We start from the raw sequence: 16817 nt of genomic DNA, 5'->3' as shown, positions 1-16817 counted from the left end.
CGCACAAGGAACCGTCAGCCGAGCAGCGCGTCGACGGCGTCGAGGATCTGCTGCGGTTCGGTGCGGGTGGTGTAGTTGGGGTGGACGTCGATCCAGCGGATCGTGCCGTCGGCGTCGACGAGAACCGTCGTGGGCATGGGGACGTCGGCGGTGCCGTCGCCGTTGCCCTCAGCCACGTCGACACCGAGCGCCGCCTGGGCCTCCCGGGCGCCGTCGGTGGGGCGGGTGAGGATGCCCAGGGCACCGGCGAGCTGGTTGCCCGGGTCGGACAGCACGGCGAAGGTCAGCTCGTGGGCCTCCTTGACGGACAGGGAGCCGTCCGGCTTCTGCGGGCTGACCGCGACCAGCTCGACGCCGCGCTCGGCCAGTGCGGGGACGATCTGTTCCTGGTAGGAGCGCAGCGCGATGTTGCAGTACGGGCACCAGGCGCCGCGGTAGAAGACCACCACGGCGGGCTTGCCGTTCCGGGTCCTGGCGAGGCCGGTCGGGGCGCCCAGGGCGTCGAGCAGGTCGCCGTCGGGCATCGCGGCTCCGGGCCGGGCGATGCCGGCGGGGACGCCGGCCGCGTCCAGATCCGCCTGCTCCTCGGCGAAGCGGCCCAGGATCTCGGCGGGCGCCCGGGAGGCCATGGTCTCGTTGAGCGTCTCTACTTGCTCGGCGATCGTCCGGGAGGTGGTCACGGAGAGGACCTTTCGTGTCGGGAGGTGCTCGGGGAGTGCGAGAAGTCGGTGCGCGGGGAGATCGACGAATGGAGTGAACACTCCATTCTCTGGTCGCGCCGCGGCCCTTGTGGAGCGGATGCTCCAAACGTCGGCGTGCCGGGCAGGGTTCAGGCGGCGGTGCGGCCGCCGTCGACCGGGAGCACGGCTCCGTGGACGAAGGAGGCGCCGTCGCCGGCCAGATAGATCACGGCCGAGGCGATCTCCTCGGCCGAGGCGGGCCGTCCGGCGGGCGCGAGCGAAGCGAGCCGGTCGAGCTGCTCGCCCATGACGGCCGTGCCCTCGGTACGGGTGGGACCGGGGTTGACCGCGTTGACCCGGACACCGCGCGGTCCGTACTCGGCGGCCCAGGCCTTGGTCAGCAGATTGACCGCGGCCTTGCTGGAGCCGTAGAGGGCCATCCCCGCGGCCCCGAACTCGGCGACCATCGTCCCCACGTTGACGATCGCACCCCTGCCGCGCTCCGCCATGGCCGGGGCCAGCTCGGCCACCAGGAAGAACGGCGCCTTCACGTTGACGGCATAGACGGCGTCGAAGTCGCCCTCGCCGTGGGACTCGGTCGGGCCGAACGGGAAGATGCCGGCCGCGTTGACCAGGACGTCGATCGGCCCGGCCAGGGCGACGGCCTCCCGGGCCAGGTTCCGCGCCGAGGGCTCGTCCCGCAGGTCGGCCGGGAGGAAGTCCGCCTTGCCGCCGGCTTCCCGGATGCTCCGGACGGCCGCCTCGCCTCGCTCACTGTCGCGGCCGGTCAGCAGGACGCGGGCACCGCTGCGGGCCAGGCCTACGGCGACGGCGCGCCCGATCCCGCTGGTGCCGCCGGTGACGAGTGCCGTGGTGCCGGTCATGTCGGGGGTGGAGGGGGCAGAGGGGGCAGAGGGGGTAGAGGGGGTAGAGGGGGTAGACATGGTGAGGGTCCCTTCACTTCTGGAGTGCATGCTCCAACCGTACACAAGTTTTTGGAGTGCGCACTCTAAAACTGAGTCGCGGAAGACCCTGGGCGACGTTTGTAATGTTTACTCCAGAACGCCTACTCTTTCCGGCATGCCGACCGAGAAGGCCGATACCTCCGCCCCGCGCCTGACCCGCAAGGGCCAGGCGACACGCGACCGGATCACGTCCGCCGCCGCGGCCCTGATGTTCGAGCGCGGCGTGGCCGGAACCAGCCTGGAGGACGTGCAGGCCGCCGCCGAGGTGAGTCCGTCGCAGATCTACCACTACTTCAAGGACAAGAGGTCACTGGTCAAGGCGGTGATCGGCGTGCAGACGGCACAGGTGGTGGGCGCCTTCGGAGCCGTCCAGCCCCAGTTCGGCCGCCTCGACAGCATGGAGGCGCTGCGGGCCTGGCGGGACTTCGCCGTGACCCTGGAGAGGTCGCTCGACTACGCCGGAGGCTGCCCGATCGGCACGCTGGGCAGCCAGTTGGCGGAGACGGATCCGGACGCCCGCAAGGACGTGGCGGCCGGGTTCGCCCTGTGGGAGAAGTCCGTCGTAGACGGGCTGCAGGCCATGCGGGACCGGGGCGAACTGCGGTCCGACGCCGACCCGAAGCGTCTGGGACTGGCGCTGCTGACCGCGTTGCAGGGCGGCCTGCTGCTCACCCAGATCCGCCGGGACACCTGGGCGCTGGAGGTCACGCTGGACGCCATGCTCGACCACGTCGAGTCGTTCGTCGTACCGGTCTGACGGTCCGGACGGTCCGGCGGAGCGCCGCCCGGCGGGACCGGGCCGTCCGCCGAAATCCCTTGCGGGCGGCGGAGGTTCAGGGGGCCGGGGGGAGGTCGGCGCGGGGGGTGGCGCGCTATCGTGGGGGTTCGGCCGGTGGGTGCGCAGGGTGGGACGGGCGATCCACACCTCACCCCGGCCGGGTCACGCGCTCCCGGGCGGCCGGGTCGTCGAACGGTCGTGGCCGTGTGCCATGCCGTGCCCCCGACACGCCCGCGCCCCGCGCGGGCGGTCCTCCCAGGTTTCGGCATGACGTGCGTCCACGGGCATCCCGCCGCACGTCATGCCCGACGACCAGAGGAAGGCCCTCCCGTGCACGTGTCCGCCCCCGAGGAGACCGCCGCCCCCACGACCCCGCCGGCCGGTCTCTCCCGTGCCCTGTCCTTGATCCCCGGCCTGCTGCGCGACACCGCGTTCCGCCGCTACTGGACCGCGCAGACCGTGTCCTACCTCGGCGACCAGGTGTCCGCCCTCGCCATCCCCCTCATCGCCGTCACCGTGGTGCACGCGGGCGCGGCCCAGATGGGCTACCTCGGCGCCGCCGTCTGGCTGCCGCACCTGCTGTTCGGGCCGTACGCCGGACTGTGGGCGGACCGCCGCAGGCACCGCCGCCGTGTCATGATCGCCGCCGACCTGGGGCGCTTCGCGCTGCTGCTCGCCCTGCCTGTCGTGTACGCCTTCGGCACGCTGACGTTCACCGTCCTGTTCACGGTGGCGTTCGGCGTCGGGCTGCTGTCGGTCCTGTTCGAGGTGTGCAACCCCCCGCTGTTCAAGGCGCTGGTGCCGCCCGAGGACTACGTCGCCGGGAACTCGCTGAGCAGCGGGAGCCGGGCCATGGCGAAGGTCGTCGGTCCCAGTGCCGGCGGCTTCCTGGTGCAGCTGTTCTCCGCGCCCGTCGCGCTGTTGGTGGACGCGGTGTCCTACCTCGTCTCGGCCGTGCAGCTGGCGCGGATCGCGCCCCAGGAGGCACCGCCGTCAAAGGAGCGGGCCCGGCTGCGGGCGGCCGGCCGGTTCATCCTCCGCTCCCGGACCATCCGGGCGGCGCTGGCCGCCACCGCCACCGTCAACTTCTTCTGCTTCGTGACCACCACCCTCTTCGTGCTGTACGCCACCACCACGCTCGGCCTCGGCGCGGGCCTGCTGGGCACGGTGCTGGGCGCCGGAGCCGTCGGTGCGGTGCTGGGCGCCGTCTCCGCGACCCCGCTCACCCGGCGGCTGGGGGTGGGGCGGACCTTCCTGCTCGGCTGCCTGGCGACCCCCGTCCCGCTGCTGCTGATCCCCGCGGCCCACGGGTCCGGGGGCGCGGTCCTGCCGATGCTGGTCGGCGCCCAGTTCGGCTCGGCGATGGGCGTCATCTGGATCGACATCACCGCCGCGACCCTGCTGACCTCGCAGGTCCCGGACGCCATGCGGTCCAGCGTGTTCGGCGCCTACCAGGGGGTGAACCTCGGCATGCGGCCGCTCGCCGCGCTGCTCGCGGGTGCCGTCGCCGGACCGCTGGGGCTGCGGACGACGCTGTGGATCGCCGCGGCCGGGGCCCTCACCGCCTGCCTGTGGATCCTGCCCTCGCCGCTGTCCCGCAGGACCCCGCCCGAGGCCGTCCAGGAGACCTGAGCGGCACAACCGGCAGCCGGAAGTGCCGCCCAGACTGCCTGTGACAGTGCCGTTCCGGCCGTCGTGGCGCGGTTAGCGTTCTTGTACCGATCGATGATCGCCGTCGCAGCACAGCGCACGCAGCTCGCACGCACCCCCCCTTCCCTTCTTTTCCCTTCCCTTCCCGGACGTCCGCCCGCGTCTGCCCGCAACCGCCGAAGCAGGGCGACCGGGACGGGGGGCGTTCCGCGGCCGGCCCCCGGGCCGGCCACGGAACGCCCCCTGTCCCCCGGTCCTCGCCCGTCCGTCACCGCCCCTCATGGAGACTTCCGTGACACCAGCAGATTCCGGACACTTCCTCGACAAGTTCCTCCGGCAAGCAGCAGCAACCCCCGACCGCCCCGCGGCAGAGCTCGGCGACCGGCACCTGACGTACGCCGAACTCGACGCCCGCGCCCGCACCCTGGCCGCCCGGCTGCGCTCCCTCGGCGTGGGCCAGGGCGCGACGGTCGGCGTGTTCCTGGAGCCGTCCCTCGACCTCGTGGCCTCGGTCCTCGCCGTCGCCCACGCCGGCGCCGCCTGGCTGCCGCTGGACCCCTCGTACCCGGCCGACCGGCTGTCGTACATGATCGGCGACTCGGGCGCCGCGCTGGTGATCGCCGACGCCGACGCGCCCGAGTGGCTGCGCTCCCTCGACGTGCCGCTCGCGGACCCCGCCGACGGCACCGCGCCGGCCGAGCCCCTTCCGCTGCCCCGGCTGCGCCCGGAGTCCGCGGCCTACGTCATCTACACCTCCGGTTCCACCGGCCGCCCCAAGGGCGTGGTGCTCACCCAGCGCGGGCTCGCCAACCTGGCCGACGCCCAGCGCTCCACGTTCACCGTCGAACCGGGCCACCGGGTGCTGCAGTTCGCCTCGCCGAGCTTCGACGCGTCCGTCTTCGAGCTGGCCATGGCGCTGTGCTCGGGCGCCACCCTGGTCCTGCCGCCGCGCCGCGACGTCCTGTACGGGCCCGGCCTCGGCGACTTCCTCGCCGACGCGCGGATCACCCACATCACCCTGCCGCCGAGCGTGCTCGCGATGGTGCCGGAGCGCGAACTGCCGCACCTGGAGACGATCGTGTGCGCCGGTGAGGCGCTCTCCCAGCAGCTGGTCGACCGGTGGGCGCCGGGCCGGGCCATGTTCAACGCGTACGGTCCGACCGAGACCACCGTGTGGGCCTCGGTGTCCCGGACCGTGCCGGGCGGCGGCAAGCCGGTCATCGGCCGGGCCATCGACGGCGTGCGCCTCTACGTCCTGGACGAGTCGCTGCACCCGGTGGCGCCCGGCGAGCCCGGTGAACTGGTCGTCGGCGGCGAGGGCGTGGCCCGCGGCTACATCGGCCGGTCGGCCCTGACCACCGACCGTTTCGTGCCGGACCCGGACGCACCCGGCGAGCGGGCCTACCGCACCGGCGACCTGGTCCGGATGACGCCCGACGGCGAGCTGGACTTCCTCGGCCGCATCGACCAGCAGGTCAAGCTGAACGGCTTCCGGATCGAGCCCGACGAGATCGCCGGCGTGCTGCGCGAACACCCCGCCGTCCAGGATGTCGCGGTGGTCGTCGGCCGGGTCGGCGACGAGGACCGGCTGGTGGCCTACGCCGTGGCGCCGTCGGCCGAGCCGCTGGAGCTTCGCGAGTTCGCCGCCGGCCGGCTGCCGCACTTCATGGTGCCGTCGGTCGCGCTGATCGACCGGCTGCCGCTGCTGCCCAACGGCAAGCTGGACCGGTCCGCCCTGCCCGCCCTGGACCGCGCGTCGCTGGGGCTGGGCGGCGGCGGGGCCGAGGCCCGCACCGAGACCGAGCGCCGACTGGCGGAGATCGCCGCCGAGTTCCTCGGCATCGACGGGGTCGGTGTCGACGACGACTTCTTCCTGCTGGGCGGCCACTCGCTGCTCGCCGGGCGCCTCGCGGCGCGGGTCCGTTCGGAGTTCGGCACCGAGCTGCCGATATCGAGCATCTACGAGGAGCGCACGGTGGCCCGGATGGCCGCCGAGCTGGACCGGCTGGGCCGCAGCGCGCCGCCGCTGCCGCCGGTGGTCCGGGTGCCCCGGGACCGCCCGCTGCCGCTGTCCTTCCCCCAGGAGCGGATCTGGTTCCTGGAGCAGCTCTCCCCCGGCAACCTCGCCTACAACGCCCAGGCCACCATCCGGCTGCGCGGCCCGCTCGACGCCGAGGCGCTGGGCGCGACGATCACCGAGGTGGTCCGCCGCCACGAGATCTTCCGTACGGCCTTCTCCACGGTCGACGGCGCGCCGATGCAGGAGGTCCGTCCGCCGATGGCGGTCCGGCTGCCCGTGGTCGACCTCCAGGACGTGCCGGAGGCGGACCGGGAGAGCCGTACCGAGGAGGTCGTACGGGACACCATCCGCCGTCCCTTCGAGCTCACCGACCCGCCGCTGGCCCGCTGGCTGCTGATCCGGCACGCGGCCGACGACCACACCCTCGTCCAGGTGGAGCACCACTTCGTGCACGACGGCTGGTCGTTCGGCGTGCTCCTCGACGAGATCCGGGCGATCTACCCCGAGCTGGCGGCCGGCCGCCCGTCGCCGCTGCCCGAACCGCCCATCCAGTACGCCGACTTCGCCGCCTGGCAGCGCGCCTGGATGCGTGACGAGGTGCTGGACCGTCACCTGGACTACTGGAAGGGGCACTTGGCGGACGCCCCGCTCGTCCTGGACCTGCCCACCGACCGGCCGCGGCCCCGTGTCCCGTCCTTCCACGGCTCGGCCCTGCGGATCGAGCTGCCGGCCGAACTCAGCCGCGCGCTGCGGGAGTCAAGCGAGCGCTCCGGGGTGACGCTGTTCGCCTCGATGCTGTCCGGCTTCGCGGCCCTGCTGAGCCGCTACTCGGGCCAGAGCGACCTGGTGGTCGGCACGGGTGCCGCCAACCGCAGGCTCGCGGAGACCGAGCGCATGCTGGGCATGGTGGTGAACACCCTGCCGCTGCGGCTGGACACCTCGGGCTCCCCGGGCTTCGAGAACCTGCGGCGCCGGGTCAACGACGTGCTGGTGGAGACCTCGGACTGGCAGGACGTGCCGCTGGACCGGCTGGTGGAGGCCGTGGCCCCGCCGCGGGTGCCGTCCATCAACCCGCTGTTCCAGGTGATGTTCAGCTTCCACAACGCCATCGTCCCGGACCTGGAGTTCGGGGGTGTGCGGGGCACCGTCCTGGAGCGGCACAACGGCTCGTCCAAGATGGACATGAACATCGTGGTGGTGCCGCGGGCCCAGCAGCGGGCCGGCCGTGAGGACCACCCGGACCGCGACCGGATCACCCTGATCTGGGAGTACGCCTCGTCGCTGTTCGACGAGGACACCATCCGGCGGATGGTGGACCACTACATCACGCTGCTGCGGTCGGCGGTCGCCGACCCGGAGCGGCCGATGGACCGCATCGGGCTGGAGTCCGGCACCGCGGAGCGCGAACTGCCGCCGCTCGGCGGCGGGCTGGGCGAGCGCGTCGAGTACCCGGGCGGTCTGCTGACGGATCTGGTGGACGCGGTGGCGGCGGCGACCCCGCACGCCCCGGCGGTCACCGACTCCGAGACCACCCTCTCCTACGCCGAACTCATCGGCCGCGCCAACCACTTGGCCGCCCGGCTCCGCGAGGCCGGGGTCGTCGCCGACACCCCCGTCGGCCTCTGGATGGACCGCTCCGCCGAGATGGCCGTCACCCTGCTGGCCATCGTGAAGGCGGGCGGCGCGTTCCTGCCGCTCGACCCGGACCTGCCGGTGGGCCGGGTGGTGACCCTGCTGACGGACGCGGGCGCCCCGCTGATCTGTGTGGACGGGCAGCGCGCCGAGTCGCTGGCGGCCGGTGCGGCCGGGTCGCTCACGGTCCTGGACTGCGGGCCGGGCACGCTGACCGGGTCGTCGCCCACGGCCGTGGACAACGGTGTCACCGGGGAGAACCTGATCTCGGTGTACTACACCTCCGGGTCCACCGGCACCCCGAAGGGTGTCGCCTCCACCCACGCCGGCTGGACCAACCGCATGCAATGGATGCAGGCCCAGTACCCCCTCCACCCCGGCGACACCGTCCTGCACAAAACCGTCCTCAGCTTCGACGACTCCGCCGTCGAGATCTTCTGGCCCCTCATCGCCGGCGCCACCGTCGTCATGCTCCCCCCCGGCCTCCACCGCGACCCCCGCGCCATCGCCGACTGGAGCAGCGACCACCACATCGCCGCCCTCCACTTCGTCCCCTCCATGCTCACCCTCTTCCTCGACGAGATCACCCCCACCCGACAACCCCTCACCCACCTCCGCCACGTCATCTCCAGCGGCGAAGCCCTCCGCCCCGACCTCGTCGCCAAATTCCACGACCGACTCGCCCACACCCCCGCCCACCTCCACAACCAATGGGGCGCCACCGAAGTCTCCATCGACTCCACCAGCCACACCTGTGTCCCGGAGGACGAGTGGGCCGGTGACGTGTCCCTCGGCGAGGCGATCGCCAACAACCAGGTCGTGATCCTGGACCAGCACCTCAACCCGGTGCCCGACGGTGTCCCCGGGGAGCTGTACCTGGGCGGCGTGGGCCTGGCCCGCGGCTACCTGGGTGACGCCCGCAAGACCGCCGCGGCCTTCGTCCCGCACCCGTACGCGGACGGCGAGCGGCTGTACCGTACCGGCGACCGGGGCGTGCGGCGCCCGGACGGCAGGCTGTCGTTCCTCGGGCGCGCGGACAGCCAGGTCAAGATCCGCGGCATCCGCATCGAACCCGCCGAGATCGAGCACACCCTGCGCCGCCACCCCGGCGTCAACGACGCCGTCGTCACCAAGTGGGAACCCGTCCCCGGCGACCAGCGCCTCGCCGCGTACATCACCGCCGAGCAGAACGGTCCCGAGGGCGAGCTGCCGGCCGGGCTCACCACGCACCTCAGCGATCTGCTGCCCCTCTACATGATCCCTTCCAGCATCACCGTGCTGGACCGCATCCCGGTCAACGCCAACGGCAAGACGGACTACCGGGCGCTGCCCCGGCCGCGCTTCGAGGCGGACGCGGTCGCGGTGCGGCCGGCCACCGAGGCCGAGCAGCTCATCGACGGCATCTGGTCGGAGGTGCTGGACCGCAGCGACCTGGACATCCACGCCAACTTCTTCGCCCTGGGCGGGCATTCGCTGCTCGCCACCCGGATCGTCTCGCGGCTGCGTTCGGCGCTTTCCGTGGACGTCCCGCTGGCGCTGATCTTCGACAACCCGACGATCCACACCATGGCCACCGCCCTGGAGAACCTGCTGCTGGACGCGGTCGGCGACCCGGAGACGGACCGGGCCGAGGACACGACCGCCGAGAGGACCCGCTCATGACCACGAGCAGGACACCCCAGGCGGACCCGCAGGAGGCGCGGCGCGCGCAGGTCAGGTCGCTGCTCCAGGGCGCCCGTACCGCCCGGCGGGCCGACGCGGCGGCGACGGCCATCCCGGTGGCCGGGCCGGACGCCCGGGTGGCGTCGTACTCGCAGGAGCGGATGTGGCTCCTGGAGCAGATGATGCCGGGCTACAACACGTCCACCGTGATCCGGGTCCGGGGCGCGCTCGACGCCGAGGTGCTGGCCCGGAGCTTCACGGTGGTGGCCGGCCGGCACGAGGTGCTGCGGACGGTCTTCGACGAGCGGGACGGCGCTCCCGTCCCCCGGGTGCTGCCGGCCGCGCCGGTCCCGGTGCCGGTCCACGACGTCGTCGGGGACAGCGCCGGTGAACGGTACGCGGCGGGCGTGGAGTTGGCCCGTACGCTGATGCGCGAGCCGTTCTCGCTGGCGGCCGGGCCCGTCTTCCGGGTCGCGGTGGTGCGGCTGGCCGAGGACGACGCGCTGCTGGTGCTGGTGGTCCACCACATCGCGATCGACGGCACGTCGATGCGGGTGCTGTGGTCGGAGCTGTCCCGGGTCTACACGGCCCTGGCGGCCGGCCGCGACCCGGAACTGCCGCCGCTGCCCGTCCAGTACGGGGACTACGCGGCGTGGAGCCGGGAGCACCAGACGCCGGAGCGGCTGGGGCACCAGCTGGAGCACTGGCGGCAGCGGCTGGCCGGCGCGAGCACCGACGAACTGCCGACGGACCAGCCCCGGCCGGCCGTGCGCTCCGGGAACGGCGCCCAGTTCTCGTTCACCGTGGACGGCGAGCTGGGGGCGGCGGTCAACCGCTTCTCACGGGAGCACAACGCGACCGCGTTCATGACGCTGACGGCCGCGTTCAGCGTGGTCCTCGCCCGGCACTCGGCGACCCGGGACGTCACCCTGGGCACGCCGATCGCCGGCCGGGTGCGTCCCGAACTCGACGAAATGATCGGCTACTTCGTCAACACCCTGCTGATCCGCACCGAGCTGGCCGACGACCCGTCGTTCGAAGAGCTGCTGGCCCGCACCCGGGCGACCACCCTGTCCTCCTACGAGCATCAGGAACTCCCCTTCGAGGCCGTGCTGGAGGAGCTCCAGCCGGAGCGGGACCCGAGCCGCAACCCGCTGTTCCAGGTGCTGTTCGCGCTGGGCGACGAGGAGACCGACGACCTGGTCCTGCCCGGTCTGGCGACCGAGCGGGTGGAGCTGGTCGACGGCAAGTCGCGGTTCGACCTGAGCGTGGCCCTCACCCGCTCCGGCGACACGTTCTCCGGGATCGCCTACTACGAAGCGGATCTGTTCGAGCCGGCCACGATCAGCCGGCTGATGCGGCACTTCGTGACGTTCCTGCGCAACGCGCTGGCCGAGCCGGGCCGTCCCGTCTCCGGTGTCGGCATGGTCGACACGGCCGAGCGCGAGCGGCTGCTCGCCACGGGGCTGGGCGAGGCCACGGTGTTCCCGGAGGGTCTGCTGACGGATCTGGTGGACGCGGTGGCGGCGGCGACCCCGCACGCCCCGGCGGTCACCGACTCCGAGACCACCCTCTCCTACGCCGAACTCACCGGCCGTGCCAACCACTTGGCCGCCCGGCTCCGCGAGGCCGGAGTCGTCGCCGACACCCCCGTCGGCCTCTGGATGGACCGCTCCGCCGAGATGGCCGTCACCCTCCTGGCCGTCCTCAAGGCGGGCGGGGCCTTCGTCCCGCTCGACCCGGACCTGCCCCTCGGTCGCGCCGTCCAGGTGCTCACCGACGCGGGCGCCCCGGTGGTCTGCGCGGACGCCGAGCGGGCGGCCCTGCTCGCCGGGGCCCACGACGGCGCCGGTGCCGGATGCGCGGTGCTGGACTGCGGTCCCGGAACGCTCACCGCGTCGTCCCCGGCCGCCCCCGGCAGCGGTGTCACCGGGGAGAACCTGATCTCGGTGTACTACACCTCCGGGTCGACCGGCACCCCGAAGGGCGTCGCCTCCACCCACGCCGGCTGGACCAACCGCATGCAATGGATGCAGGCCCAATACCCCCTCCACCCCGGCGACACCGTCCTGCACAAAACCGTCCTCAGCTTCGACGACTCCGCCGTCGAGATCTTCTGGCCCCTCATCGCCGGCGCCACCGTCGTCATGCTCCCCCCCGGCCTCCACCGCGACCCCCGCGCCATCGCCGACTGGAGCAGCGACCACCACATCGCCGCCCTCCACTTCGTCCCCTCCATGCTCACCCTCTTCCTCGACGAGATCACCCCCACCCGACAACCCCTCACCCACCTCCGCCACGTCATCTCCAGCGGCGAAGCCCTCCGCCCCGACCTCGTCGCCACATTCCACGACCGACTCGCCCACACCCCCGCCCACCTCCACAACCAATGGGGCGCCACCGAAGTCTCCATCGACTCCACCAGCCACACCTGCACCACCGACGACCACGACGCGGACGTCCCGCTGGGCCGTGCCATCGCCAACAACGAGGTGCTGCTGCTGGACGAGCACCTCAACCCCGTCCCGGACGGCATCCCCGGGGAGCTGTACCTGGCCGGCGTGGGCCTGGCCCGCGGCTATCTCGGCGACGCCCGCAAGACCGCCGCGGCCTTCCTGCCGCACCCCGAGGTGCCCGGCACCCGGCTGTACCGCACGGGCGACCGGGGCATCCGGCGCGCCGACGGCTCCCTGGTCTTCCTGGGGCGCGCGGACAGCCAGGTCAAGATCCGCGGCATCCGCATCGAACCCGCCGAGATCGAGCACACCCTGCGCCGCCACCCCGGCGTCAACGACGCCGTCGTCACCAAGTGGGAACCCGTCCCCGGCGACCAGCGCCTCGCCGCCTACATCACCGTCCGGCAGCCCGCGGCCCTGGGCGACGACGACCTCGTCGCCGACCTCACCGCCCATCTCGGTGACCGGCTGCCCCTCTACATGATCCCCTCCAGCATCACCGTGCTGGACCGCATCCCCGTCAACGCCAACGGCAAGACCGACCACCGGGCGCTGCCCGAACCGAAGGCCGCCGCCGAGGAGACGGCCACCCGGGCGAGCGGGGCGGCCGAGGAACTGGTCGCGGGGATCTGGTCGGAGGTGCTGGGCCGGCCGGAGCTGGACGTGCACGCCAACTTCTTCGCCCTGGGCGGGCATTCGCTGCTCGCCACCCGGATCGTCTCCCGGCTGCGGACCGCCCTCTCCCCCGACATCCCGCTCGCGCTGATCTTCGACAACCCCACCATCCGCACCATGGCGGAAGCGGTCGGACACCTGCTGCCCGCGTCCGGTCCGGCCGACGGGAGGACGTCCCGATGACGACAAGTCCGATCGTGGAACGCGCGGTGGAGACCGCGCGGCGCGGGACCGGCTCCGGTCCCGCCGTGGACGCGCCGCTGTCGGCGGCGCAACGACGGGTGTGGCTCCTGGAGCACCTCCGTCCCGAACTCGTCGAGTACAACATGGCGCAGGTCTTCGAACTGGCCGGGCTGCTCGACGTGGACGCCCTGGCCGCCGCCCTGCGGCTGGTCGTGGAGCGGCACACCATCCTGCGCTCCCGGGTGGTGCAGGACGCCGCCGGCGGACCGCGGCTGCGGGTGGGACCGGCGTCGGCGGTACGGCTGCAGCGCACCGACCTGCGCTATCTGGCGGTCGGACCGGCGTACGAGGAGGCGTACCGGCTGCGGGACGCGGACATCAGCGGCCGGTTCGACCTCGCCACCGGTCCCTGGCTGCGCGCCCGGCTGACCGAACTCCCCGAGCAGCGCTACCTGTTCACGGTGGTCGTGCACCACATCGCCGTGGACGCGGCGTCCATGCAGATCCTCTGGCAGGAACTCTCCAAGGCCTACGCGGCGTTCACCGCGGGCGGCCGTCCCGAGCTGCCCGAGCTGCCGATCCAGTACGAGGACTACGCGGAGCTGGCGGCCCGGCAGCTGGAGAGCCCCGAGGCGGCCGCCGAGGTCGAGTTCTGGAAGCGGACCATGGCCGGGGCGACCCCGACGGAGCTGCGCGGCGACCGGCCCCGGCCCGCGGTGCGCGGCGGCGCGGGCGCCCGGGTCTCGCACGTGATCGACCCGGCCGTCGCCGACGGGGTGCGGGAACTCGCCCAGAAGTACCACGTGTCGCCGTTCATGGTGCTGTTCGCGGCGTTCGCCGCGCTGGTGTCGCGGCACTCCGGCAGCCGGGACGTGACCGTGGGCGTGCCGATGTCCGGCCGTACGCTCCAGGAGACCGAGGGCCTGATCGGGTTCTTCGTCAACACGGTGCTGCTCCGCACCGACCTGGACGGCAACCCGACCTTCGCCGAGCTGCTGTCCCGGGTCCGGGGCACCACCCTGGAGGCGTACGAGCACCAGGGCGTGCCGTTCGACGTGCTGGTGGACGAGTTGCGGCCGGAGCGCGACCTGAGCCGCAACCCGCTGTTCCAGCTGCTGTTCAACCTGGTCGAGGAGCAGGCCTCGCAGCTGCGGCTGCCCCGCGTGTCGGCCAGGTCGCTGCCGGTCGAGGCGGACACCGCCCGCTTCGACCTGGACGTCACCGTGGTGACCCGGGGCCGGCGCATGGAGGTGCTGATCTCCTACGCGACCGAGCTGTTCGAGGCCGGCACCGTCGCCCGGTTCGCCGAGCACTACCGGCGGATCCTGGCGGACGCGGTGCGGCGGCCCGAGACCCGGATCGGCGACCTCGATCTGCTGGCGCCCGAGGAGGAGCGGCTGCTGCTCTCGGACTGGAACGACACGGCCGGCCCCGAGTCGCCGCTGCTCGTGCCGGACCTGGTGGACCGGCAGGCGGCCCGCACCCCGGACGCGGTCGCCGTGGAGGGACTCGACGGCGAGCGGCTCACCTACGCCGAACTGGTGCGGCGGGCCTCGGCGCTGGCCGCGGTGCTGCGCGCGGAGGGGGCCGGCCAGGACGCCCCGGTGGGCGTGATGGTCGAGCGGTCCCCGGACCTGCTGGTGGCGCTGTTGGCCGTGCTCAAGTCCGGCGCGGCCTATCTGCCCCTGGAGTCCGACTATCCGCCGGAGCGGCTGGCGTACGTGCTGGCCGACAGCGGGGCCCGGCTGCTGCTCGGCCGCCCGGAGCTGGTGGCCCGGCTGGACCCGGCCCCGGACGTGCGGGTCATCGACGTGGGGCGGCCCCCGCGGGTGTCCGTGGAGAGCGGGCCTGCGGCGCCGGTGGGCCCGGACGACCTGGCGTACGTGATCTACACCTCGGGTTCGACCGGCCGCCCCAAGGGCGTGATGGTCCCGCACCGCGGTCTGGTGAACTTCGTCGCGGACATCGGCGCCACCCTCGGTCTGTCCGGTGACGACGTGCTGTGCGCGGTGACCACCGTGGCGTTCGACGCGTCGGTGCTGGAGCTGTTCGTGCCGCTCGCCCACGGCACCCGGGTGGTGCTGGTGGACCGGGAGACGTCCGCGGACGGCGCGGCCCTGGCCCGGATCGTGGCGGAGTCGGGGACGACGGTCATGGCGGCGACGCCGGCCACCTGGCATCTGCTGCTGCTCAGCGGCTGGCAGGGCGGCGACCTCCAGGCGGTCTCCGGCGGCGAGGCGCTCTCCGCGCAGCTCGCCCAGGAGCTGGCGCCGCGGGTGTCCCGGCTGTGGAACGTGTACGGGCCCACCGAGACCAGCGTCTACTCGACCGTGCAGCTGATCGCGCCCCCGGCTCCCGGGGAGCCGGTGTCGATCGGTCTGCCGATCGCCAACACCACGGTGCACGTGGTGGACGACCGGATGCGGCTGGTGCCGATCGGCGCCGTCGGCGAACTGGTCATCGGCGGCGCGGGCGTCACCCGCGGCTACGCCGGGCGGCCCGCCCTGACGGCGGAGCGGTTCGTGCCGGACCCGTTCGGGGCCGGCGGCCGCCTCTACCGCACCGGTGACCTGGCCCGCAGGCGGCCCGACGGCACGCTGGAGTTCATCGGCCGGGAGGACACCCAGGTCAAGATCCGCGGCCACCGCATCGAACTCGGCGAGATCGAGTCGGTCCTCCAGCGGTACCCCTCGGTGGACCGGGCCGCGGTGATCACGGCGGGCGAGGACATGGCCCGGCGGATCGTCGGCTACGTCTCCTGGCGGGACGAGCCCGACGAGCCCGGACTCCGCGCCCACCTGCGGGAGCACCTGCCGCAGTACATGGTCCCGGCCGTGCTGGTCGGCCTGGAGCGGATGCCGCTGACGCCGAACGGCAAGGTGGACCGCAAGCAGCTGCCCGAGGCGGCCGCCGAGGCGGGTGCCGAGCCGGTCGCGCCCCGCGACTCGCTGGAGCTGCGGGTGACCTCGATCTGCGAGCGGGTCCTCGGCCGGTCCCCGGTGGGGGTACGGGACGACTTCTTCGCCGCAGGCGGCAACTCGCTCAGCGCCTTCGAACTGGTCGAGGCGGTACGGCGGGAGCTCGGTGTGAGCGTGCCGCTCAGCACCTTCTTCCGGTCGCCCACCATCGAGGCGCTGTGCGGCGCGCTCCCCGGGCTGTCCGCGGTCTCCGAGCGGCTGCTGGTCCCGCTGTCGGCGGCCTCGCCCGCGACCCGCTCGCCGCTGTTCCTGGTCCATCCGCACGGCGGCGGCGTCAGCTCCTACATGGGCCTGGCGCGGGAGCTGGAGGGCGCTGTCGACCTGTACGGCGTCGAGGCGGTCGGCTACAACACGGACGCGGCGCCGCTGCGCACCGTCGAGGAGATCGCCGAGCGCTATCTCGCCGAGATGGCGGAGCAGGCCCCCGAGGGTCCGGTGCTGCTGGGCGGCTGGTCGTTCGGCGGGGTGGTGGCCTTCGAGATGGCGGTGCGGCTGGAGCGGGCGGGCCGCGAGGTCGGCGCGCTGGTGCTGCTGGACTCGCCGGTGCCGGGCTCGGCGGACCTCGTCGGCGACGAGGACGTGCTGTCCCGGTTCGGGGCCGACGCCGGGCTGTCGTCCGACGAGATGGACGACCTCGACGACAACGCGCTCATCGCCGCCCTGGTCCGCCAGTCCCACCAGGACGGCCGGCTGCCCGACCGGATCGAGTCGACGGCCGTGCGCCGCATGGTCGAGGTCGCCCGCGCCAACGGGGAGGCCGCAGGCCGCTACCGGCCCGGTGCGGTCGTCCACGCGGACGTCCACCTGCTCACCGTCTCCGAGTCCCACCCGACCCTCAAGAGCCCCGACGTCGACCCGGACGCCTGGCAGGCGCTGACCCGCGGCCGGGTCCGCACCGTCCCGGTGCCGGGCAACCACCACGACATGGTGCACCCTCCGCACGTCGCCGAACTGGCCGCGCGGATCGCGGAGATCGTCGGCCCGCACCAGACCGCCGGCCGCCCCGCCGGTCCCCCGGACGCCTGACCCGGAACGGACGCCCGACAAGGAACGAAGCCGGGCGGACGCGGGGCCCGATCGGCCCCGCTCCCCCGGCCCCCGCCGCCCGCGCGGCACAACGCGTGACCTCCATTACCCG

General features: G+C 73.3%; 7 protein-coding genes. 5 read left to right on the top strand and 2 right to left on the bottom strand.

What is annotated here, in order from left to right:
• Positions 1 to 14: 14 nt before the first annotated feature.
• Positions 15 to 680, bottom strand: a complete 666-nt coding sequence (locus ACIQOE_RS22150; RefSeq protein WP_401413147.1) for a peroxiredoxin-like family protein — start codon at positions 678 to 680, stop codon at positions 15 to 17.
• A gap of 149 nt (positions 681 to 829) precedes the next feature.
• Positions 830 to 1564, bottom strand: a complete 735-nt coding sequence (locus tag ACIQOE_RS22145; protein WP_401413146.1) for an SDR family NAD(P)-dependent oxidoreductase — start codon at positions 1562 to 1564, stop codon at positions 830 to 832.
• 196 nt (positions 1565 to 1760) lie between these two features.
• On the opposite strand from ACIQOE_RS22145, the gene ACIQOE_RS22140 reads away from it, so the two are divergent.
• From ACIQOE_RS22140 to ACIQOE_RS22120, 5 genes are all read left to right on the top strand, one after another.
• A complete protein-coding gene (locus ACIQOE_RS22140; protein WP_401413144.1) occupies positions 1761 to 2402 on the top strand; it encodes a TetR/AcrR family transcriptional regulator in 642 nt (213 codons plus the stop codon).
• A 351-nt stretch (positions 2403 to 2753) separates the two neighbouring features.
• Positions 2754 to 4055: an MFS transporter gene (locus ACIQOE_RS22135; RefSeq protein WP_401413142.1), complete on the top strand. Its 1302-nt coding sequence runs from the start codon at positions 2754 to 2756 to the stop codon at positions 4053 to 4055.
• 310 nt (positions 4056 to 4365) lie between these two features.
• Positions 4366 to 9387, top strand: coding sequence for an amino acid adenylation domain-containing protein (locus ACIQOE_RS22130; RefSeq protein WP_401413140.1), 5022 nt, complete (start codon positions 4366 to 4368; stop codon positions 9385 to 9387).
• Positions 9384 to 12701, top strand: coding sequence for an amino acid adenylation domain-containing protein (locus tag ACIQOE_RS22125; RefSeq protein WP_401413138.1), 3318 nt, complete (start codon positions 9384 to 9386; stop codon positions 12699 to 12701). Before ACIQOE_RS22130 ends, ACIQOE_RS22125 begins: the two co-directional genes overlap by 4 nt.
• On the top strand, positions 12698 to 16705 hold the full coding sequence (locus ACIQOE_RS22120; protein ID WP_365554472.1) for an amino acid adenylation domain-containing protein: 4008 nt from the start codon (positions 12698 to 12700) through the stop codon (positions 16703 to 16705). The genes ACIQOE_RS22125 and ACIQOE_RS22120 overlap by 4 nt, the downstream gene beginning before the upstream one ends.
• Positions 16706 to 16817: the final 112 nt, after the last annotated feature.

The sequence above is a fragment of the Streptomyces sp. NPDC091282 genome (assembly GCF_044757385.1).
GTDB classification, from domain to species: domain Bacteria; phylum Actinomycetota; class Actinomycetes; order Streptomycetales; family Streptomycetaceae; genus Streptomyces; species Streptomyces gramineus.
This window is presented reverse-complemented; position numbering and strand designations above follow the sequence as displayed.